Genomic DNA, 19,337 nt, shown 5'->3' on the forward strand with positions numbered 1-19,337 from the left:
TCGCACGGCAAGGCGACCGAATGACTTTATACGTTTGAAGGCAAAGCCGCATTAGTGGCGAGAAACAGCTGTTTCCAGCAATCCCATCGCTTTGTGCACGGCACCCATCCGTTTGCTTTGGGCGTGGGCTGCTTGCACGATGTCGCCCATGGCATTCGAAGCGTGCGTGGCCGATGCCTGAATGACATCCATGATGCTGCCTGTGGCCTGCACATGGGCGTCGCCATCGCGCACCCGCTGGGACGATGCCGCAATCAAGGTCTTGATCTCCTGGGCAGCGCCAGCGCTTCTCTGGGCCAGGCCGCGGACCTCGTTGGCCACCACCGCGAAGCCTCTTCCCTGATCTCCGGCACGTGCGGCTTCCACCGCCGCATTGAGTGCCAGCAGGTTGGTCTGGAATGCAATGCCATCTATCAAGCCGACGATCTCTGCAATGCGCTGCGAGTCACTGCGTATGGCACCCATCGTCTCTACTGCGTCGGCGGTGGCGCTGGTTCCAGCGTGGGCCACCTGCAGCATTTTCTGGGTTTGCTGGTGCGCTTCGTTGGCCTTGCTGGCGCTCTCGGACACCAGTGCATTGAGCTGCTCGAACGCGATCTGCAGGGTATGGGTGGCTTCGAAGCGCGCCGTGATGTCGGTCGCGTACTTGACGACCTTGAATGGCCGGCCCGTGCTGTCCATGACCGGGTTGTAGCTCGCTTCGATCCATACCGATTGCCCGTTCTTGCCCACCCGCTGGAATTGGCCTGAATGGACATTGCCAGAACCAAGGCGGTGCCAGAAGGCCAGGTAGTCGGACGTATTGCGCTGTTCTGGGGGCACGAATATGCGATGGTGCTGCCCTACGATCTCGCGCTCGTCCCGATACCCCATGGCGTCGAGAAAGTTGCGGTTGGCTCGCATGATGGTCCCGTCCAGTCCGAACTCGATGACGGCCTGTGCACGGTTGATTGCCATCAACTGGCTTTGTGCTTCGGCATCTCCCAGTGCCTGTGCGGTGATGTCCATCGCGTACTTCACGACCTTGAGGACCGTACCGTCCTCGCGTACCACGGGGCTGTAGTTGGCTTGCAGCCAAATGTCGCGGCCATCACCGCGCAGGCGCCGGTAGCGGCCAATGAAAGCCTCGCCCCGCTTGAGCTTCTTCCAGAAGTCCGAATACTCGGCGGATTGCGCTTCCTGGGGATCCACAAAAATCCGGTGGGGCTGGCCGGCAATGTCTTTCAATGCATAGCCCATCGCGTGCAGGAAATTGTCGTTTGCGGCCAGGATCACGCCCTCGGGAGTGAATTCGATGACAGCTTGATTCCCGTACAAGGCGCGGAGCTGGCGCCGCATCATGCGGCTGCCAAAGACGGTTCGCAAGAACCCCGAGGGAATGGACTTTCTCATGGAAACACCTGGTTGCACTTCTGGAGGCGATAGAGTATTTGCGCGGTTGCATCTTCTCTGTAGTCAATTGCGCCGTCTGGCTGCACGCTTTTGCCGGTAGTCGCGCTTTTGCGCCAACACTACGATCGGATGGGCCTGCCCCATTGATGGCGTGCAGCTTGTGCCGTGTGCCCCCTGCGCCGGGCTATGTGCAATGGCTTCTGCGCCACGCCATCCAAATGGCCTTGGCGCCATGAGAAAATAGCGCTATCGTGGGGCTGAAAGGCTGCACCAGCGCCGACAAGGCTCCATCTTTCCCCCATTCCAGGGCAAGCCAGCAGGCATGAGGCTTGCCGACCCCGGTTACGGGCACTATTACGATCCAGTCATGTCAAGTTACAACGCACCCTTCGAAATCCACGTCCACGGCCAGGTCCAACTGCGCGCCGATGCCAGCTTCGACCAGATCCAGGAAGCCTTGAAGCCCTTGTGGAAGTACGCTGGAGCGCGTTCGCTGGCCGATGGCGCCGCCAGTGCCTATGAAGAAGAGCCGGGCATCAAGTTCGACGCGCAGGAGCATTTGCTGCAGATGTGCTGGACCGTGCGCGGCGATGAGGACTTCCGCCAGTCGCTGGATGAGATGTGCATGAGTCTCAACGAGCTGTCCGAACTGGGCGCTGCCATCGAGGTCACCTTCTACGACGCCGACTTCGATGAAGACGAAGACGGCGAAGAGGGCGCCGAGTCGCGCGACGACTTCCTGATGCTCTTCGTGGGCCCCACGCCGGCCGCCATCATGCAGGTGCAGCGCGACCTGCTGGTGCAGGACGTGGTGAACATGATGGAACGCCATTTCGACGGCGCCGAGCTGGGTGGTGTGGTGGCCGAGATCGACAAGCTGTTCAGCCAGCGCTTCGATGCCCTGGTGAACTCGCTGGAGATCGGCAAGCCCCCGCGCGGCCCCGGTGGCGGCGGCTCGGGCGGCAGCGGCCATGGTGGCGGCGGGCGCCGTCCGCGCCACCTGCACTGATCCTTCGGTTCCCCAGCATCCGCAGTCTCCCAACGGCCCTTCAGGGAAGTGGGGAGCCGTGACGCATGACGACGACCGCCCCGGCGCTGCTGCCCTACCTGCAGTCCTACCCCGCCCCCTTGCAGCAGCAGGCCCGCGACCTGCTCGCGCAGGGTCGCCTGGGCGTGGCACTGCTCAAGAAGTACCCCGAGGCCCATGCCGTGCGCAGCGACAAGGCGCTGTACGACTACGCGCAGGAGCTGAAAAGCCGCCACCTGCGCAATGCGGGCACCGTCAACAAGGTCATCTTCGACAACAAGATCCACGTGGTGCGGCATGCCCTGGGCCTGCACACCACCGTGTCACGGGTGCAGGGCAATCGCCTCGCCACCAAACATGAAATCCGCATCGCCGCGATGTTCAAGCAAGGGCCCGATGAATTCTTGCGCATGATCGTCGTGCACGAACTCGCGCACCTGCGCGAGAAGGACCACGGCAAGGCCTTCTACCAGCTGTGCCAGCACATGGAGCCGCAGTACCACCAGTACGAGTTCGATCTGCGCCTGTACCTCACGCATGTCGAGCACTCGGGCGAGCGGCTGTGGGGTGGGGCGCCTGCGTAACGATGTGGGCGAAACCGAGGGGGTGGGTTGCCGAGCGCTGGCGGGGCTCATACGGATTTGCATTTGATCGTATAGCTAGGCGGGAGCCGCAGACAGTGCTGTAGCACGGCAAGGCGAACCAACGACGCTATACGGTTAAAGGCAAATCCGTATCAGTTCATCCCCACTTGCAGCGCTCCTGGGCCGGCACGGGCTCGGGCGCGGGTTTCTCGCTGTCGCGGTTGAAATCGAAGCCGGTGATCACCACCAGGCGGCGGTAGACCGGCGAACCATTGGCCATGGGCCTGGCCGGTGGTGTGCCGAACGGGGCCGAGGCATGCACCAGCTTGAGCATGTGCTCGTCCAGCGCCTTGTCCTGCGATGACTGCAGCACGTCTGCCTGTATCACCGAGCCGTCGTTGCCCAGGGTGACGCCCACCACGCCCTGGCCGTACATCTTGCGCCCGTCCTGGGTCGGGAAATAGCGCGTGCCGCAATCTTCGATGCGCATCTTCATGCGCTCGTAGTAGGTCTTCATGGGCGCGCTCATCTTAGCGCTCGGTGATATGTACAAATCCCGGGGAAGGTTGGCGCGGCCTTCGATCTCCGCGATGCGGGCGCGCAGCCGCTGCTTGCGCACGGTCTCCGGCATCTCCGCCAACTGGCGCTTGAGGTCCTGGATCATCGCGCGCTGGGCTTTTTCAAGCTCCGCGATCTGTTCCTGTGCCAGGTCCTGTGGCGAGGGTGCGGAAGGAGGGGCCGTCTGCGCCACGGCGCAGGCCACTGCCAGCAGCGGCACGAGGGTGATGAGCCGTAGGGCTCGCATGGAGGTGGTCATGCCGGGTCGGTCGTCAAGAAGCGCCAAAAAAGCCAGCGCGCCTAGGCTGCGCTGTGTTCGGTGGTGTGAGATGCAATCGCCACCGTCTGGCAGCGGTCGGCGGGCAGGTCCAGCCAGCGCTGTGCCGCCGCCTGCAACTGGGGCAGGCCGCCGGTGGTGAAGAGCTGCGCCTGCGGCGCCCCCGTGCTGGCGGCTGCCAGCAGGCCGGCGCTTTCGAGCAGGCGCCGCGTCTGGCGCGCCACGGGCTCGCCAGTCTCGATGAAGCGCACCGCAGGGCCCACCAGCGTGCGCAGGTCGCGCTCGGCAAAGATGTAGTGCGTGCAGCCCAGCACCAGCGTGTCGATGGCACCGGCGCCGGTGCCGAAGGCGCCCATGGCGTCGATATAGCGTTCGCACAGTTCCCAGGTCTCGGTGCCCTGGGGGCTTGCGGGCACGGGGCGGTCCACGCTGCGTTCGATGGCGTGGGCCAGGCCATCGCAGGGCTGCACCACGAACTCGGCCTGGCCCTGCAGGCTGGCCAGCAGCTTGCCGAACTTGGCGCTGGTCAGGGTGCCGCGCGTGCCGATCACGCCCACCCGCCCGGTCTGCGTCACGGCCAGGGCGGGCTTGATGGCCGGCTCCAGCCCCACCAGCGGCAGCGCCGGGTAGCGGCTGCGCACCTCGTGGATGGCCGCTGCCGTGGCCGTGTTGCAGGCCACCACCAGCGCCTTGATGCCATGCTGCTCCAGCAGGTGGCGCGTGATGGCATGCGTGCGCGCACCCACATAGGCATCGCCGCGCTCGCCATAGGGGGCATGCGCGCTGTCGGCCAGGTAGACGAAGCGCTCGTGCGGCAACTCGGCGCGCAGCGCCCGCAGCACGCTGAGGCCGCCCACGCCGCTGTCAAAGACGCCGATGGGCTGGGAATTCGGGGAGGTCATTGGCGGGATGGGACGGGGCGGGCGGTGGAAAAGAAAAGCGTGCCGAGCAATGTAACTCCACCGCGCCTGCGGCGCACGGGCGCTGGTAGGAAAACCTGTTGCGTGCCAAGAAAAATCCCCCGGCCATGCCTGATGCACTGCGGGGGATCGTGGTCTTGGCCGGGCTCTTCAGCCGGCGCCGTCAGCCGGTCAGGCCGCCGCTACCTCGATACCGCGGAACTCACCGGTCGCAATCCGCTTTTGCCACTCCGCCGGCCCGGTGATGTGGGCACTCGTCCCCCCCGCATCCACCGCCACTGTCACCGGCATGTCCACCACGTCGAATTCGTAGATCGCTTCCATTCCCAGGTCCGCAAAGCCCAGCACCTTGGCGGTCTTGATGGCCTTGCTCACCAGGTAGGCGGCGCCCCCCACGGCCATCAGGTAAGCACTCTGGTGCTTCTTGATCGCCTCGATGGCCACCGGCCCGCGCTCGGACTTGCCGATCATGGCGATCAGGCCGGTCTCGGCCAGCATCATCTCGGTAAAACCGTCCATGCGCGTGGCGGTGGTCGGGCCGGCGGGGCCCACGGCCTCGTCGCGCACCGGGTCCACCGGGCCCACGTAGTAGATCACGCGGTTGGTGAAGTCCACAGGCAGCTTCTCGCCCTTGGCCAGCATGTCCTTGATGCGCTTGTGCGCTGCGTCGCGGCCGGTGAGCATCTTGCCGTTGAGCAGCAGGGTGTCGCCGGGCTTCCAACTGGCCACTTCTTCCTTGGTCAGGGTGTCCAGGTTGACCTTCTTGCTCTTGTTGTAGTCGGGTGCCCAGTTCACGTTGGGCCACAGGTCCAGCGAGGGCGGGGTCATGTACACCGGGCCCGAGCCATCCATCACGAAGTGCGCATGGCGCGTGGCCGCGCAGTTGGGGATCATGGCCACAGGCTTGCTGGCCGCGTGCGTGGGGTACATCTTGATCTTCACGTCCAGCACCGTGGTCAGGCCGCCCAGGCCCTGTGCACCAATACCGAGGGCGTTGACCCTGTGGTACAGCTCCAGGCGCATTTCCTCGACCTTGTCGAGCTTGTCGCCGCGCGAGGACTTGGCCTGCAGCTCGTACATATCGAGGTCGTCCATCAGGCTTTCCTTGGCCAGCAGCACCGCCTTCTCGGCCGTGCCGCCGATGCCGATGCCGAGCATGCCCGGTGGGCACCAGCCGGCGCCCATGGTGGGCACGGTCTTGAGCACCCAGTCGATGACGCTGTCGCCGGGGTTGAGCATGATCATCTTGCTCTTGTTCTCGCTGCCGCCACCCTTGGCCGCGACGGTGATGTCCAGACTGGCGCCGGGCACGATCTGCGCGAAGATCACTGCAGGCGTGTTGTCCTTGGTGTTCTTGCGGTCGAACTCGGGGTCGGCCACCACGCTGGCGCGCAGGGTGTTGTCGGGGTGGTTGTAGCCACGGCGCACGCCTTCGTTGATGGCGTCTTCCAGACCGCCGGGGAAGCCTTCCCAGCGCACGTCCATGCCCACCTTCAAAAACACGTTGACGATGCCGGTATCCTGGCAGATGGGGCGCTGGCCGGTGGCGCTCATCTTGCTGTTGGTCAGGATCTGGGCGATGGCGTCCTTGGCCGCAGCGCTCTGTTCGCGTTCGTAGGCGCGCGCCAGGTGGGCGATGTAGTCGCTGGGGTGGTAGTAGGAGATGTACTGCAGCGCAGCAGCAACGGACTCGACGAGATCGTCGTACTTGATCGTGGTGGTCATCGTGTTTCTGTCGTGGGCGGAACGGGGGCGTGTCTGTGCACGCTGTGGCTGCCGCCTGGGACGGCGCCGGGCGCAATTATCCCACTGGGGTGCTTACAGCGTGCTGGCGTCGGGAATGGGGACTCTGTGCTTCGGCCCTGCACGGATCTGCCAGGACACGCATGCGTCGCTGCGATCCGCCATGAGCTACCTGCATGTCACGCCAACGGCAGCAACAGAGAAAGCTGCACTGCCTTGAAAAAGCAAGCGTAGGTGCGACAAAAACCGCGAGGCGTCAGATGCAAAGGTGGGTAGGATGCCCAGCTAAGACAACAACTCGGAGGGCAGATTTTGAAAATCATTCTTCTTTCAGCGCTTCTGTTGCTGGGCCAAACGGCGTCTGCGGAAACGGTGCAAGTCAAATACAACGGTGCGGTCTCCCTGGATGCGTTTGCCTGTTCGGATGTGAAAGAGGGCAGCGACGTGAAGCGCATTTGCTACGACAAGGCAGAGCGCTACATGCTGATCCAGTTGAAGTCCACCTATTACCAGTACTGCTCGATTGACGCCACGACGGTACAGAACCTGCTGAGTGCCAGCTCAAAGCGTCAGTTCTTTGAGACTCGCATTCGTGGCAGCGGATCGGACGGTCCGTTCGGTTGCCGAACCCACCCAGTACCGAAAAAGTACAAGGGCTAGTGCGAAGGGGAGCATGGCTCCCCTTCGCTATGTAGGCAAGCAGCAGTTCCGCCTGTTCATAGTCGTTGAGTGCTCGTGACAGGAAAGCTTCTTGATCACGGATGCGGGCCAAGTCTTCCTCTGCATCCTTTAAACCCCAGGTGGCCGCCTCAAGATCGCGTTTTGCCAATTCCGCTGCGCACTCCGCCTGCTTCCGCTCATAGTGGGCGCGGAGTGCCAAAGTGACACCGGGGCTCATTCGTTTTCCCCCTGAAAGCCCCAAGCTGCTCAATCAACTTGGGGCTTTCGAGCTAGGCTCTTACCGTCTTACCTACTTATCGTGCCGAAGACAAATCTTTTTGATACCGCAGAAGAACACGAACATGTATCGCTCGTCGCACTTGATCTTGTACATGTCGGCCGCGTTTCTGCATTGCTTCGGCGTAGTTCACATCTGTTGGGGAACATCTTCCACTCGAACCGCACCTGGTTGCCGCCTGTGCCGTGGAATAGGTCTATGGAGTCGAAGCGAGTGTGGTAGCCGAGGAAGTCGTCCCGGAAGTGGTCGCCGCAGTAGGGGGGCGGGGCTGTGTCACGGCCATCTTCAACGCGGTATAGGCCGAAGGTACATAGGGGGCTCCCACAGCCAACGCCATTAGGACTGCGATGCCCGCGAGGATCCTTGGAAGGGTCTCCAGCAGGTGTCCAGCGAACATCCAGCGGGGCGGCGCACCACTGTCCACGTAAGGCTGGAGGGGTGATGGCTTGTGCTGGCGGGTTGGCTTGCGAGTGGCTTTGGTGGTCATGGCTGGACTCCTTGACCAAAATTGTATGAGGCACGGGAGAATAGGGCGTCTCGGCGCTTGGCCCGAACAAGTTGTCACAGATTTTGAGAGAGCGGTCCTCGCGTGGAACGAGTGGTCTTGACTAGAGCGGACGGGTCATTGAGGGACTGGTGCATCTTGCTCAGGCCGAGAGCTTGGGGTTGCGGAAGAACAACCGGTCGTAGCGGATGTTGTCGCCATTCTTGTCGCGGTTGTCAGGGGGATTTTTGCGGTGCGGGCAGGCTTTTCTGCATCGCTTCTGCCTGGACCACTTGCTGCGCTGGGACCACCGGGCTGGCGGTGCGCTTCGTGTACTGGTCGTAAATAAAGGCCGCGACACCCATCGTGGTGCCGAATGCCGCAACCAGGGCTGCTACACCTGCGAAGCAGGGCTGGGCGCTGCTGGACCTTGTGGCCTTCCAGCATGATCTCGGGCGGTGCCCCTGCGTCCACGTAGGGCTGCAGGGGAGAGGGTGGATGAGTGGGCTTGAGCTGGTTGTTGGTGGCCATGGATGACTCCTGGCCCCAATTTTATTGGTCAGCAAAGTTATCCACAATTTGAAAGAGAACCCCGGACCCCTATCTGCGCGCTATGACCCGATGAAGGACTTCCGCCCCATCACCGACGTGGCGGCGCTGCAGTTCGGCATTGCCGTGGCGGCCAACTCGCCCCACAAGACGCTTGCCCAGTACCTGCAGGCAGCGCGTTCGCAGGCATCGCAAGGAGACATCGGCATCTCGCTGATCGGGTCGCTGCTGCACTTCCTGGCCATGGACTTCATCGCGCAATCCGCCACCAAGGGGCAGATCGTGCCCTACAAGGGCGGCACGCCGATGCTCAACGACCTGCTTGCGGGGCAGATCCCTGCGGGCATGGACGCCACCACCACCTTCATGGAGTTCCACCGGGCCGGCAAGATCCGCGTGCTGGCAGTGTCGGGCAGCCGCCGCGCTGTCAGCCTGCCCGACGTGCCCACGTTTGCGGAGTCGGGCTTTCCAGACCTGGTGGCCACCTCGGGCTATGTGGTCTATGCGCGTGCGGACACACCGCCTGCCGCCATCGCCCAGTGGAACCAGGCGCTGCGCAAGGTTCTGGCCCTCGAAGAGGTTCGGACCAAGCTGCTCCATGCGGGCTACGACACGGTGCCAGGGTCTGAGCCGGCGCAAGTGGTCGCTTCCACGGAGCGGGCGGCTGCGCGCTGGCTGCCGGTCATCCGCAAATCAGGATTCAAGGGCGATTGAGGGACGCGGGCCGCTTGGTGGCGCCGACCGGTTCCCGGTGACACTACCGGCCATGACCTTCCCCGCCACCGAACTCGCGTTTCTGGGCAGCGTGCTGGCTGAGGCCGCGCGCGCAGAAATCATGCCCCGCTTCACGCGCCTGTCTGCGGTGGACCGCCGGCAGAAGACCTCGGCCTTCGATATCGTGACGGACGCCGATGAAGCCGCCGAGGCCGCCATCCTGTCCGCGCTGAGGGCACGGCACGCAGGCGCGTCCTTCATCGGCGAGGAATCTGCCGGGCGCGATCCTTCGCTGCTCGCCACCATCGCCACGGCCGATCTGGCCTTCATCATCGATCCGCTGGACGGTACCAAGAACTTCGCCTCGGGCCTGCCGCTGTTCGGCGTGATGGCGGCCGTGACCGTGGCGGGCAAGGTGGTCGCCGCGGCCATCCACGACCCCGTTCGCGCGGATACGGCCTTTGCCATCAAGGGCGGTGGCGCGTGGATGGAGTCGGCAGGCGGTGAGCGCACGGCGCTGCAGGTGGCGCCGCCCGTGCCGGTGGGCGAGATGGAATGCGTGGTGGGCACCAACTTCCTGCCGGAGCCGCTGCGCACAGAGGTCAACTCCCGGCTGTCGCGCCTGGGCATGAGCACCTGGTTGCGCTGCGCGGCGCACGAGTACCGGCTCGCCGCTGCTGGCCATGTGCATGCCGTGTTCTACAACAGGCTCATGCCCTGGGACCATGCCGCCGGCTGGCTGCTGCACCGCGAGGCGGGCGGGTATGCGGGCCACTTCGATGGCAGTGGTTACCTGGCGTCACACACGAGCGGCGGGCTGGTTTGCGCGCCTGACCAGCGCAGCTTCGACGCCCTGCGCGCGGCCTTGCTGGCATAGCCTGCTGGCGGGGCGGGATCAGGCGGGCTCGTCCTCGGTACCGGGCTCTTCGCTGTCTTCTTCGGGGTACATGTCGGCATCGACATCCACCAGGGGCTCTGCGGGCAGGTCGCCGTCCGTGTCGTCTGCGGATGCGAGGGATTCCATGTGGTCGGGCAGGATGTCGCGCGCTTCGCGGTGCAGGCCGGGCTCCACGCTGGCGCGCTCGCCGGTGCCGTAGCGGTCGGTGTCCATCTCCGGGTCGGCGCTGTAGACGCCAGCGCTGTCGCTGCCCGAGTCAGATGCATCGCTGGGGCCCATGCTGTCATTGCCGGTGGCGCTGTGGGTGGGCGGGAGGTTGTCGGCGTCGATGCCGAGCAGGCTGCTGTTGGCCATGGAAGTCTCCGATCTGGCTGGGTGCGCACCGGTCAACGGGAGTCGGCACGGCAATGGCGGTGCGGCCACTGTGGTGCCATGGTGCGCGCGCCCTGCGCTGCGCGGTGTAAGAACATGCCGACGATTGCTACCGATGGTCACGAGGGCCGCTGCGCTGCTGGGCTTTTTGTCAGCTGCCGCGCTCTTACAAACTTCCGATCACGGACGGCGTGAAGTCCACGGCACCGTCCGGCTTTTCGCCCTGCGACCAGGCCAGGAGCGAATCCGCCGGCATGGGGCGTGCAAAGAAGAAGCCTTGCAGTTCGTCACAGTCCATGGCCAGCAGGATGTCGCGCTGGCCGATGGTTTCCACGCCCTCGGCCACCACGCGCAGGCCCAGCGCGTGCGCCAGGCTCACCACGGCGCTGACCACGGCGCGGGCGTCCTCGCTGTCTTCCAGGTCGTTGACGAAGCTGCGGTCGATCTTGAGCTGCTGCGCGGGCAGTTGGCGCAGGTAGTTGAGGCTGGAGTAGCCGGTGCCGAAATCATCGATGGACAAAAACACGCCAATGCGTGCCAGCCCGTCGAAGGTGCGCTGCGTGGCCTTGATGTCCTCCATGGCCACCGACTCGGTGATCTCGCACAGCAGCTGCGAGGCATCCAGGCCGTGGAACTGCAGCGCATGCTCGATACGCTCGGCCAGGCCGCTTTCGCGCAACTGGTGCACCGACAGGTTGATGGCCACGCGCATGCGCATGCCGCTGCGGGCCCATTCGGCCGTCTGGCGGCAGGCCTCGTTGATGACCCAGGCGCCCAGGCGCCCGATCAGGCCAAAGCGCTCGGCCAGGGTGATGAACACCATGGGGGGCACCATGCCGTGCTTGGGGTGGCTCCAGCGCAGCAGGGCTTCCACGCCGCTGATCTGGCCGCGCGTGCCGTCGATCTTGGGTTGGTAGTGCAGGGCCAGCTCGCCCCGGTCCAGCGCCTGGCGCAGGTCGTTCAGCAGCTCCAGTTGTTCCGATGCGTCCGAGCCCATGTGGGGCTCGAACAGCGCGTAGCAGCCACCGCCTGCGCGCTTGGCGGCGTACATGGCCGCATCGGCGTTGGCCACCAGCTTGGTGCGGTCGCCATGGTCGGGGTGCACGACGATGCCGATGGAGCAGGCGATCTGCACCTTCTTGCCCGACACCTCAAAGGGCCGCGACAGCGACTCCAGCACGCGGTTGGCCATGCTGACGCAGGCGGCCACGTCGGTCACATCTTCCAGCAGGATCAGGAACTCGTCTCCGCCCACGCGGGCCACCGTGTCGCTCTCGCGCGCCTCCTGGCGCAGCCGGTCCGCTGCGCTGCGCAGAATCACGTCGCCGGCCGCATGGCCGAAGGAGTCGTTGATGGGCTTGAAGCCGTCGAGGTCCACGAACAGCACGGCCAGCCGGTCTTCCACGCGGTGGTGATTCGTGCGGTCCAGGCGCAGCAGGGCGTGGATGAGCCGGTCCTCGAACAGCAAGCGATTGGGCAGGCCGGTGAGGGCGTCGGCAAAGGCGCGCTTTTGCAGTTCGTCGTTGGCGGCCTGCAGGCGGGTGTTGCTCTCCTGCAGCGATTGGGTGAGCTGCTGCGCCGTGCTCTGCAGCCGCGCGTCCAAGATGGAGGTGAACAGCGTGCTCACCAGCAGCATGCCGGTGGCGATGAGCACCATCGCCGTCATGCCCGGGCCACCGAGCTCGCCCGCGCTCAGGCACACGGCGCCCACCGCAAAGCGGGCCGCTGCCATGCCGGTGTAGTGCATGCCGCAGATGGCCACTGCCATCACGAACGAGGCGGCCAACTGGTAGCGCACGCGCTGGCTGGGCCGCACGCGGCGCAGCAGCTTGAAGATGAGCAGCGCCGAGGCCGAGGCCAGCACCGCGATCAGCACCGACAGGACGACGACCCGGTAGTCCCAGACGATGCCGGGGTTCATGTCCATGGCCGCCATGCCGATGTAGTGCATGCCGCTGATGCCGGCGCCCATCACCAGGGCACCCAGTGCGAGCTGGGTGTTGCCGAAGTGCTCGCGGCTGGCCAGCTCCAGCGCCACGCCCGACGCCGCCACGGCCGCCAGCCAGGACAGCAGGGTGGCGCCGCCGGAGAAACCGATCTCGATGGGCAGCTTGAACGCCTGCATGCCCAGGAAGTGCATGGACCAGATGCCGGTGCCCATGACGATGGAGCCTGCGGCCCACCAGGCCAGGCCCACGCGGCGCTGCGCCGTGCGCACCCGCCGCGCCAGGTCCAGCGTGACGTAGGAGGCCAGCATGGCAATGGCAAAGGAGGCTGCCACCACGAACAGGTTGTAGCTGAAAGGCATGAACGTGTTCATGGAATGGAGCAGGAGAAAAAGGCGGTTGTGGATAGGCAGGTTGCGCCAGCACCGGCGCGCCGTCAAGAGGGCGTGCCTGTGCGGGGGGAGCGGAGCCTGTTCACGGTCTTTCTCAGCGGCGCGCGCAGGCCGCAGCCACGCCCGATTGCAGGCCCCAGGGGCCAACCAGGGCATGCATGCCCAGCGCAAGAAGGGGAGGGGCGGCGGTGCTGCTCCAGCTGCCGGTTGGTGGCATCTGCAGCGCCGCTGCCTGGGGTCCATGGGGGCTTGGTGCGCCCAGAACGGTACCGAAAAAGACCGTGAACAGGTTCTTTCTGGGCAAAGTGTACCAATTTGTAGCGAAAATTGTTGAGGTGTGGGCTCTAGGCTTTCACGGCAGCGCGGGCTTTCAGGCCATGTGCCACGGGGTGGGAGTGGCGGCACAATCCAATGAGGGTGCGCGTGCCATCCGGCGGTCCGATTTCCCTGACTCTGGGTCACGTCTCTGGGTTGGTAAATGAGAATTGTTCGATTTTGCCTTATGCTCCCGAGCGCGCCGGGCTCCCCCTGGCAGCCCTTTTTTCGGCCCGCCGCTGCCGCAGCGGGGCCGTGCTGACCGTTGTTTACCCTGGAGTACCGTTTTCCATGACCTCCCGTACCGAACGCGACACCTTTGGCCCCATTGAGGTGCCGGCCGACAAGCTGTGGGGCGCGCAGACGCAGCGCTCGCTGCAGAACTTCGACATCTCCGGCGAGCAGCAGCCGCGCGAGATCATCAAGGCGCTGGCCCAGGTCAAGCGCGCCTCGGCCGTGGTGAACCAGGCCCTGGGCCTGCAGGACGCCAAGAAGACCGACGCCATCGTCGCCGCCGCCGATGAAGTCATCGCAGGCAAGCACGCGGGCGAGTTCCCTCTGGTGGTGTGGCAGACGGGCTCGGGCACGCAGACCAACATGAACGTCAACGAGGTGCTGGCCAACCGCGCCAGCGAGATTCTGGGCGGCGAGCGCGGCGAAGGCCGCCTGGTACACCCCAACGACGACGTGAACCGCAGCCAATCGAGCAACGACGTGTTCCCCACCGCCATGCATGTGGCCGCTGTGGAAGCCCTTACCCACAAGCTCTTGCCCGCCATCGCCAAGCTGCGCGCCACGCTGGACAAGAAGGCCAGGGATTTCGACGGCATCGTCAAGATCGGCCGCACCCACCTGCAGGACGCCACCCCGCTCACGCTGGGCCAGGAGTTCTCGGGCTACGTGGCCCAGCTCGACCATGGCGAGCGCCACGTGCGCGCCGCGCTGCCCCACCTGTACGAGCTGGCCCTGGGCGGCACGGCGGTGGGCACGGGCCTGAACGCCCCCAAGGGCTACGCCGAGCAGTCGGCCGCCGAACTCGCGCGCCTCACGGGCCTGCCCTTCGTCACCGCGCCCAACAAGTTCGAGGCCCTGGCTTCGGTGGATGGCCTGGTGCATGCCCATGGTGCCCTCAAGACCCTGGCCGCCAGCATGATGAAGATCGCCAACGACGTGCGCTGGCTGGCCAGCGGCCCGCGCAGCGGCATCGGCGAGCTCAGCATCCCCGAGAACGAGCCCGGCTCGTCCATCATGCCCGGCAAGGTCAACCCCACGCAGAGCGAGGCCGTGACCATGCTGGCCGCACAGGTGTTCGGCAACGACGTGGCCATCAACTTCGGCGGCGCCTCGGGCAACTTCGAGCTCAACGTGTTCCGCCCGATGGTGGCGCACAACTTTCTGCAGAGCGTGCGCCTCTTGGCCGACGGCATGGTCAGCTTCAACGACCAGTGCGCCGTGGGCATCGAGCCCAACCGCGAGCGCATCACCGAGCTGGTGGACCGCTCGCTGATGCTGGTGACGGCGCTCAACACCCACATCGGCTACGACAAGGCCGCTTTCATTGCCAAGAAGGCGCACAAGGAAGGCACCAGCCTGCGCGAAGCCGCTGTGGCCTCGGGCCATGTGACGGGCGAGCAGTTCGACCAGTGGGTGGTGCCGGGCAACATGGTCGGCCGCTGAGCGCAGCAGGGGCAGCAGGGGGCGCTCGATCCTGGCGCCCGCTGCGCTGGACGCTCACGCGCCGCGTTGTGATCCCACTGGCTCGCCCGACGCCAGCGACTCCTGCTGCGCCAGCGCTTCGAGCTGCGCGAGGTTGTGCACCACGATGTCGCGCTGGTGGATGCCGATGATGCCCTCGCGCTCCATCCACTTGAGCTCCATATTGATGCGCTGGCGCGAGCCGCCCAAGAGCTGCGCCAGCTCGTCCTGCACCAGCGACAGGCCGATGGCGCCGCGCGTGCCGGGAACGGCGGCGCGCTCGCCGAAGCGGCGCAGCATGTGCAGGAGCTGCTTGGCCAGGCGCGCGCGCAGGGGCAGGGTGGCCATGTCTTCCATCATCCAGTACAGGTAGCGCATGCGCCGCGCCTGCAGGGTGAGCAGCGCCTCGCCGAACGAGGGGTGTTCGCGCAGCAGCTGGCGGAACACGGCCTCGGCCACGCTGAGCACCGTGGTGGGGCCGTGGGCGTGGGCGTCGTAGGTGTTGGCGCCCTGGTGTAGCACCTCGGCCTCGCCGACCCAGATACCAGGCTCCACATAGGCCAGCGTGACCTGCTTGCCCGAGGGCGTGGTGCGCCGAAAGCGGATGGCGCCGCTGGCGCAGGTGAACCAGTCGGTTGCCGGCTTGCCCTGCTCGACGATCATCTTACCGTGGGTGTAGCGCGTGACGCGGCCCAGGCGCAGGATGTCGTGCCGCAGCGAGGGCGTGAGCGCCGCGAACCAGCGGCCGCGGTTGATGGCGTCGCGCTCTTCCAGACTCAGGAAGGGGCGCTGCTGCGCGTTGCGGTCCGCGCCGTTGCTCAGGGATTCCAGCATGGTGATGGGCTGCTCGTGGGGGCGATGTCGATGGATGTGCCGATGGCGGCAGGAGGGACCGCTGTTTATGCCGCGCCGCAGCAATTTTAGCCACCCACCACCCCAACCGAGGCCCGGCGCGGCACCTTGGCGACACGGACTCAGGCTTTTGCCGCAGCCTTGCCGCGCGGCCTGTGCAGAAAGGCCAGCAGCCGCCGCTCCGCCGCGCTCAGGCCCCGGGGCGATGCCGCGCCGCCGATGCGCTCCCACACCGACTGCATGCCCGGCCCCGCGTCCGATGCCAGGCGCGAGCCCAGCTCCAGCACCGCCGGGTGCACGTACGACTTCTTGCACACGGCGGGCGTGTTGCCCAGCTGGCGCGCCACCTCGGCCAGGATGTCCTTGGCGCTGTAGGCCTGTGGCCCCGCCGGGCCCGCGCAGGCCAGACGCGTGAGTTCCAGCGCCTGCACCGTGCCGTGCCAGGTGCGGAAGTCCTTGGCGGTAAAGCGCATGGCTTCGGCGCCGGCCTGGTCGGCACCGGTGATCTCGGCCAGGTAGTCGTTCACGTCGCCCGAGCCCACCGCGCGGGGCTGGCCGTCGTCGCCTTCGTACTGGAACAGCTCCTGCCCCGGCAGTTGCTGGCAGCGGCGCACCACGCGGGCCACGCGCGGGTCGTCCAGGGCGGCCTGCTGCGGCACGCCGCTCTTGCCTCTGAAGCTCAGTGTGAGCTTGCTGCCGTGGAGCCTGGCATGGCGTGTGCGCAGCGTGGTCAGGCCGAAGGAGTTGTTGCTGCTGGCGTACTCCTCATTGCCCACGCGCACGTAGGTGGTGTCCAGCAGGCGCACCAGTGTCGCCAGCACCAGGGTGCGCGAGAGAGACTTGCCGCGCATGCCTTCCTTCAGGTCTCGCGCCACGCGCGCACGGATGCGCGGCAGCGCGCGGCCAAAGGCCTGCATGCGGTCGAACTTGTGCTCGTCGCGCTGCAGCCGCCAGTCGGGGTGGTAGCGGTATTGCAGCCGGCCGCGTGCATCCAGCCCCGTGGCCTGCAGGTGGCCATTGGGCAGCGGGCAGATCCACACGCTGGTGTAGGCCGGCGGTATGGCCAATTGGTTGATGCGGGCCACCTCATCGGGGTCCACCACCCACTGCCCGTCGGGGCTGCGGTAGCGAAAGGCCTTGCCGCGCTTCACGCGCGTCAGGCCCGGCATCTCGGTGCTGACATAGCGCAGGCCGCCCTGCAGGCGGGGGCGGGATGGAGTGGTCTTGCGGGGGGAGGAGACGGGCGAAGGCATGCCCCGATCACACCGCGGCCCGCCAGGGACGGCCGTAGGAGCCCGCTCGACACCGGCGTGGGACGGCGCCGCAGCCCGTCTGGGCCGCCCGCGCTATTTCGCCGCGCCCGCCACGGCGTGTCGGCAGCCGAAGGACAGGTTCTCGCGCGCGATGTCGTCGCTGCCGCACTGCCACTTGCCCAGGTCGCTCTGGCCCTTGCGCTTCTTCATCGTGGGCATGTAGACCAGGTGCCTGCCATCCAGCGGTTCGCCCGCGCCGTCGGCAATGGTCAGGCGCACCACGCCATTGGCGGGCTCGATGGCCAGCGCCTTGAAGCCGGCCGGCAACTGCCCGGCCTGGGACAGGCCGATGGCCGCCGCGTTGGCAGGGAAGTTGCCGGTGTTGCGGTAGTGGTTCTCCACCAACTGCAGCACGGGGCGAGCGGCCTTGTCCAACTGGCGTACCTGGTCGCGGTGCGGGTTGGCGGGCTCGTCGCCCTGGTTCCACAGCGCCACGGCGACCATGATCGCGAAGCTGAAAGCCGACAGCGCTCCCAGCACCACCATCGTCTTGAGGAACCAGCCCGGCCCGCGTTCCAGCGCCACGGCCTTCTGGATGGCGGTGTCGCTGGCGCGGTTGGAGACCACGAAGGTGCCCGTCATCGAGCCGTGCAGGCCGCGCTCGCCGAATAGGGCAGTGAGCACACGGTGCAGCAAAAAGGGCACGGCCAGCGTGAGCCCCAGGGTCAGCGTGTACTTGAGGAAATGCCGCAGCATCGACCGCGCTACGCCAGGGCGCTCACCCGTGCGAGTGGCAACGCGCATGCCCAGCAGGCGCTTGCCCGGCGAGCCCGCGCCCATGGCGTCCATCAGCGCGGGCGAGAACAGGCCCAGCACGGCCAGCGCCAGTGCGGCCGGGTAGGCGGCGTTGGGCGCCCCGTCGAAGGCGGGGCGGGCGAACACCCAGGCCAGCACCATCGCGATGGGCAGGACCAGCATGAGGAACCCGTCGATCAGTGTGGCGCCCAGGCGCGTCAGGGTGCCGGGAAACACCTCGAGCAATTCGGCCTGGTGTGCCTGCGTTTGCGCAGGCTTGGGGGCCGGCGCGGGGGCTGGGGCTTTGGCGTCAGGGAATGGGGCTGGGGCTGCACCTGCCTGCGCGCCAGCCACCGGCAGCGGCGCCTGGCAGCTGAAGCATTGGGTGTAAGAGGCGTGGTTCTGCCAGTTGCAGCGCGGGCATTGCATGGTGGTGCGGCAGGCCACAAGTCGATGGCCGGCGAAGGTGGAGGCGGCCGGATTATGCGGCGCGCGCCCCGCTGCCTGCAGCCCTCTGCAGCCGCTTGTGGCCTGCACCACACACACTCACCCGAAAGAGTGAGACATTCCGCACAACTGGCCGATTTATCGGGATGCCGCCAGCGCCTGTGCGATCCAGTCGTCGAAGGTGGCCTGGTGCGCGCGGATCCAGCCGTCCGCATGGCGGGCCAGGTCCTCTGGCCTGTTCTGCCCGTCGCGCATGGCCAGGTTCTGGGCGTTGATGTCGCCCACGGGCAGTTGCATCACCTCGAACAGCTTGGCTGCCGCCGGGTTCTGGTCGGTGAACTGCCGGTTGGCCACGATGCGCTGGTGGTTGGGGATGAAACCGTAGTTCTTGCCATTGGGCAGCTCTGTGTCCACCCCGGCCTGCCCGCCCGGCAGTGCCGAATGCGGCACCTGCAGCCACACCACTTCCTGGCCGGGGCGCAGCACACCGCTGACCCAGTAGGGCGTCCAGGTGTAGTACAGGATGGGCTGGCCCTGCCTGAAGCGGGCAATGGTGTCGGCGATCAGTGCCGAGTAGCTGCCCTGCACGTGGGTCACCGTGCCGGCGAGGCCGTAGGCCGTGAGCTGGTGCTCGATCACGCCTTCGCAGCCCCAGCCGGGCGTGCAGCCGGTGAGGTCGGCCTTGCCATCGCCGTTGGTGTCGAAGAGCTTGGCGAGCTGGGGGTCCTTGAGCTGGTCGATGTGGGTGATGCCGTACTGCTCGGCCGTCTTGCGGTCGATCAGGTAGCCCTGCACGGCGTTCTGCGAATAGCTGCCGGTGCGCGAGAGTTTGGCGTCGCCACCCGCGTTTTTGTAGAAGTCCGCGTGCAGCGGGTCCCAGTGGTTGGCCATGTAGGTGGCGTCGCCCTGGGCGATGGCCACGTGGGCCGTGGGGTACTCGACCTCCTTGATGGGCTGCACGGTGTAGCCCAGCTTTTCGAGCGCACGGCCCACCAGCAGGGTCTGGAAGCTCTCTTCGGCGATGGAGCTTTGCAGCGGCTGCACGGCGATGCCCTTGCCGGGCAGCTCGGTCTGTGCATGCACGCCACCCGCCAGGGCAAAGGCGGCAAGCACGGTGGCGATGCGGTGGTTCATGGATGCCATGGGTTCGTTTCCTCGTAGTCGGG

At 66.1% G+C, this 19,337-nt stretch carries 17 protein-coding genes; 6 read left to right on the top strand and 11 right to left on the bottom strand.

The features are described from left to right. Nucleotides 1-51: 51 nt before the first annotated feature. The gene (locus tag ACSQ3Y_RS11550) at nt 52-1,392 is read right to left on the bottom strand and encodes a methyl-accepting chemotaxis protein (RefSeq protein ID WP_436177364.1); all 1,341 of its coding nucleotides are present in this window, start codon (nt 1,390-1,392) and stop codon (nt 52-54) included. 367 nt (nt 1,393-1,759) lie between these two features. Here ACSQ3Y_RS11550 and ACSQ3Y_RS11555 point away from each other — a divergent pair, with 367 nt between their 5' ends. Next, nucleotides 1,760-2,401 (top strand): DUF6806 family protein, encoded by a 642-nt coding sequence (locus ACSQ3Y_RS11555; protein WP_057200943.1) that lies wholly within the window; start codon nt 1,760-1,762, stop codon nt 2,399-2,401. Nucleotides 2,402-2,466: 65 nt separating this feature from the next. Next, complete coding sequence (locus ACSQ3Y_RS11560) at nt 2,467-3,003, top strand: M48 metallopeptidase family protein (RefSeq protein WP_436177365.1); 537 nt, start codon at nt 2,467-2,469, stop codon at nt 3,001-3,003. A 157-nt stretch (nt 3,004-3,160) separates the two neighbouring features. Here ACSQ3Y_RS11560 and ACSQ3Y_RS11565 read toward each other — a convergent pair whose 3' ends face one another. The 3 genes from ACSQ3Y_RS11565 to ACSQ3Y_RS11575 form a co-directional block, all read right to left on the bottom strand. Further along, on the bottom strand, nt 3,161-3,820 hold the full coding sequence (locus ACSQ3Y_RS11565) for a TonB family protein (protein ID WP_436177366.1): 660 nt from the start codon (nt 3,818-3,820) through the stop codon (nt 3,161-3,163). Nucleotides 3,821-3,861: 41 nt separating this feature from the next. After that, nucleotides 3,862-4,740 (bottom strand): glutamate racemase, encoded by an 879-nt coding sequence (gene murI, locus ACSQ3Y_RS11570; protein ID WP_057263983.1) that lies wholly within the window; start codon nt 4,738-4,740, stop codon nt 3,862-3,864. 189 nt (nt 4,741-4,929) lie between these two features. Beyond that, complete coding sequence (locus ACSQ3Y_RS11575; protein WP_436177367.1) at nt 4,930-6,483, bottom strand: fumarate hydratase; 1,554 nt, start codon at nt 6,481-6,483, stop codon at nt 4,930-4,932. 330 nt (nt 6,484-6,813) lie between these two features. On the opposite strand from ACSQ3Y_RS11575, the gene ACSQ3Y_RS11580 reads away from it, so the two are divergent. Then, nucleotides 6,814-7,161, top strand: coding sequence for a KTSC domain-containing protein (locus ACSQ3Y_RS11580; protein ID WP_436177368.1), 348 nt, complete (start codon nt 6,814-6,816; stop codon nt 7,159-7,161). A 1,018-nt stretch (nt 7,162-8,179) separates the two neighbouring features. Here ACSQ3Y_RS11580 and ACSQ3Y_RS11585 read toward each other — a convergent pair. Next, nucleotides 8,180-8,308, bottom strand: a complete 129-nt coding sequence (locus ACSQ3Y_RS11585) for a hypothetical protein (RefSeq protein WP_436177369.1) — start codon at nt 8,306-8,308, stop codon at nt 8,180-8,182. Nucleotides 8,309-8,564: 256 nt separating this feature from the next. Between ACSQ3Y_RS11585 and ACSQ3Y_RS11590 the strand changes: the two genes are divergently transcribed. Together ACSQ3Y_RS11590 and ACSQ3Y_RS11595 are read left to right on the top strand one after the other, a co-directional pair. Next, nucleotides 8,565-9,206: a tripartite tricarboxylate transporter substrate-binding protein gene (locus ACSQ3Y_RS11590; RefSeq protein WP_436177370.1), complete on the top strand. Its 642-nt coding sequence runs from the start codon at nt 8,565-8,567 to the stop codon at nt 9,204-9,206. Nucleotides 9,207-9,258: 52 nt separating this feature from the next. Continuing rightward, complete coding sequence (locus tag ACSQ3Y_RS11595) at nt 9,259-10,083, top strand: inositol monophosphatase family protein (RefSeq protein ID WP_436177371.1); 825 nt, start codon at nt 9,259-9,261, stop codon at nt 10,081-10,083. An 18-nt stretch (nt 10,084-10,101) separates the two neighbouring features. On the opposite strand, the gene ACSQ3Y_RS11600 is transcribed toward ACSQ3Y_RS11595, so the two are convergent. Then, a complete protein-coding gene (locus ACSQ3Y_RS11600) occupies nt 10,102-10,458 on the bottom strand; it encodes a hypothetical protein (protein WP_057206499.1) in 357 nt (118 codons plus the stop codon). Between the two features lie 184 nt (nt 10,459-10,642). Next, complete coding sequence (locus tag ACSQ3Y_RS11605; RefSeq protein WP_436177372.1) at nt 10,643-12,796, bottom strand: putative bifunctional diguanylate cyclase/phosphodiesterase; 2,154 nt, start codon at nt 12,794-12,796, stop codon at nt 10,643-10,645. A gap of 624 nt (nt 12,797-13,420) precedes the next feature. Between ACSQ3Y_RS11605 and fumC the strand changes: the two genes are divergently transcribed. Continuing rightward, complete coding sequence (gene fumC, locus ACSQ3Y_RS11610; protein ID WP_057206498.1) at nt 13,421-14,806, top strand: class II fumarate hydratase; 1,386 nt, start codon at nt 13,421-13,423, stop codon at nt 14,804-14,806. Nucleotides 14,807-14,860: 54 nt separating this feature from the next. Here the strand turns inward: fumC and ACSQ3Y_RS11615 are convergent, their stop codons facing one another. The 4 genes from ACSQ3Y_RS11615 to proX all read right to left on the bottom strand — a co-directional run bounded on the left by ACSQ3Y_RS11615 (nt 14,861) and on the right by proX (nt 19,305). Continuing rightward, nucleotides 14,861-15,658: a Crp/Fnr family transcriptional regulator gene (locus tag ACSQ3Y_RS11615; protein WP_436177373.1), complete on the bottom strand. Its 798-nt coding sequence runs from the start codon at nt 15,656-15,658 to the stop codon at nt 14,861-14,863. 140 nt (nt 15,659-15,798) lie between these two features. Further along, complete coding sequence (locus tag ACSQ3Y_RS11620) at nt 15,799-16,929, bottom strand: DNA topoisomerase IB (RefSeq protein WP_436177374.1); 1,131 nt, start codon at nt 16,927-16,929, stop codon at nt 15,799-15,801. A gap of 93 nt (nt 16,930-17,022) precedes the next feature. After that, nucleotides 17,023-18,153 (bottom strand): RDD family protein, encoded by a 1,131-nt coding sequence (locus tag ACSQ3Y_RS11625; RefSeq protein WP_436177375.1) that lies wholly within the window; start codon nt 18,151-18,153, stop codon nt 17,023-17,025. Between the two features lie 156 nt (nt 18,154-18,309). Beyond that, nucleotides 18,310-19,305 carry a glycine betaine/L-proline ABC transporter substrate-binding protein ProX gene (gene proX, locus ACSQ3Y_RS11630; protein WP_436180111.1) on the bottom strand — a complete coding sequence of 332 codons (996 nt, stop codon included), beginning with the start codon at nt 19,303-19,305 and terminating at the stop codon, nt 18,310-18,312. Nucleotides 19,306-19,337 lie beyond the last annotated feature (32 nt).

This window comes from Acidovorax sp. LjRoot66 (genome assembly GCF_964253305.1).
Classification (GTDB): domain Bacteria; phylum Pseudomonadota; class Gammaproteobacteria; order Burkholderiales; family Burkholderiaceae_C; genus Acidovorax.

Bases quoted from the DNA above. Each gene is read 5' to 3' on its own strand.
- ACSQ3Y_RS11550 (WP_436177364.1), bottom strand. From the start codon at position 1,392: ATGAGAAAGTCCATTCCCTCGGGGTTCTTGCGAACCGTCTTTGGCAGC.
- ACSQ3Y_RS11555 (WP_057200943.1), top strand. From the start codon at position 1,760: ATGTCAAGTTACAACGCACCCTTCGAAATCCACGTCCACGGCCAGGTC.
- ACSQ3Y_RS11560 (WP_436177365.1), top strand. From the start codon at position 2,467: ATGACGACGACCGCCCCGGCGCTGCTGCCCTACCTGCAGTCCTACCCC.
- ACSQ3Y_RS11565 (WP_436177366.1), bottom strand. From the start codon at position 3,820: ATGACCACCTCCATGCGAGCCCTACGGCTCATCACCCTCGTGCCGCTG.
- murI (WP_057263983.1), bottom strand. From the start codon at position 4,740: ATGACCTCCCCGAATTCCCAGCCCATCGGCGTCTTTGACAGCGGCGTG.
- ACSQ3Y_RS11575 (WP_436177367.1), bottom strand. From the start codon at position 6,483: ATGACCACCACGATCAAGTACGACGATCTCGTCGAGTCCGTTGCTGCT.
- ACSQ3Y_RS11585 (WP_436177369.1), bottom strand. From the start codon at position 8,308: ATGGGTGTCGCGGCCTTTATTTACGACCAGTACACGAAGCGCACCGCC.
- ACSQ3Y_RS11590 (WP_436177370.1), top strand. From the start codon at position 8,565: ATGAAGGACTTCCGCCCCATCACCGACGTGGCGGCGCTGCAGTTCGGC.
- ACSQ3Y_RS11595 (WP_436177371.1), top strand. From the start codon at position 9,259: ATGACCTTCCCCGCCACCGAACTCGCGTTTCTGGGCAGCGTGCTGGCT.
- ACSQ3Y_RS11600 (WP_057206499.1), bottom strand. From the start codon at position 10,458: ATGGCCAACAGCAGCCTGCTCGGCATCGACGCCGACAACCTCCCGCCC.
- ACSQ3Y_RS11605 (WP_436177372.1), bottom strand. From the start codon at position 12,796: ATGAACACGTTCATGCCTTTCAGCTACAACCTGTTCGTGGTGGCAGCC.
- fumC (WP_057206498.1), top strand. From the start codon at position 13,421: ATGACCTCCCGTACCGAACGCGACACCTTTGGCCCCATTGAGGTGCCG.
- ACSQ3Y_RS11615 (WP_436177373.1), bottom strand. From the start codon at position 15,658: ATGCTGGAATCCCTGAGCAACGGCGCGGACCGCAACGCGCAGCAGCGC.
- ACSQ3Y_RS11620 (WP_436177374.1), bottom strand. From the start codon at position 16,929: ATGCCTTCGCCCGTCTCCTCCCCCCGCAAGACCACTCCATCCCGCCCC.
- ACSQ3Y_RS11625 (WP_436177375.1), bottom strand. From the start codon at position 18,153: ATGCAATGCCCGCGCTGCAACTGGCAGAACCACGCCTCTTACACCCAA.
- proX (WP_436180111.1), bottom strand. From the start codon at position 19,305: ATGAACCACCGCATCGCCACCGTGCTTGCCGCCTTTGCCCTGGCGGGT.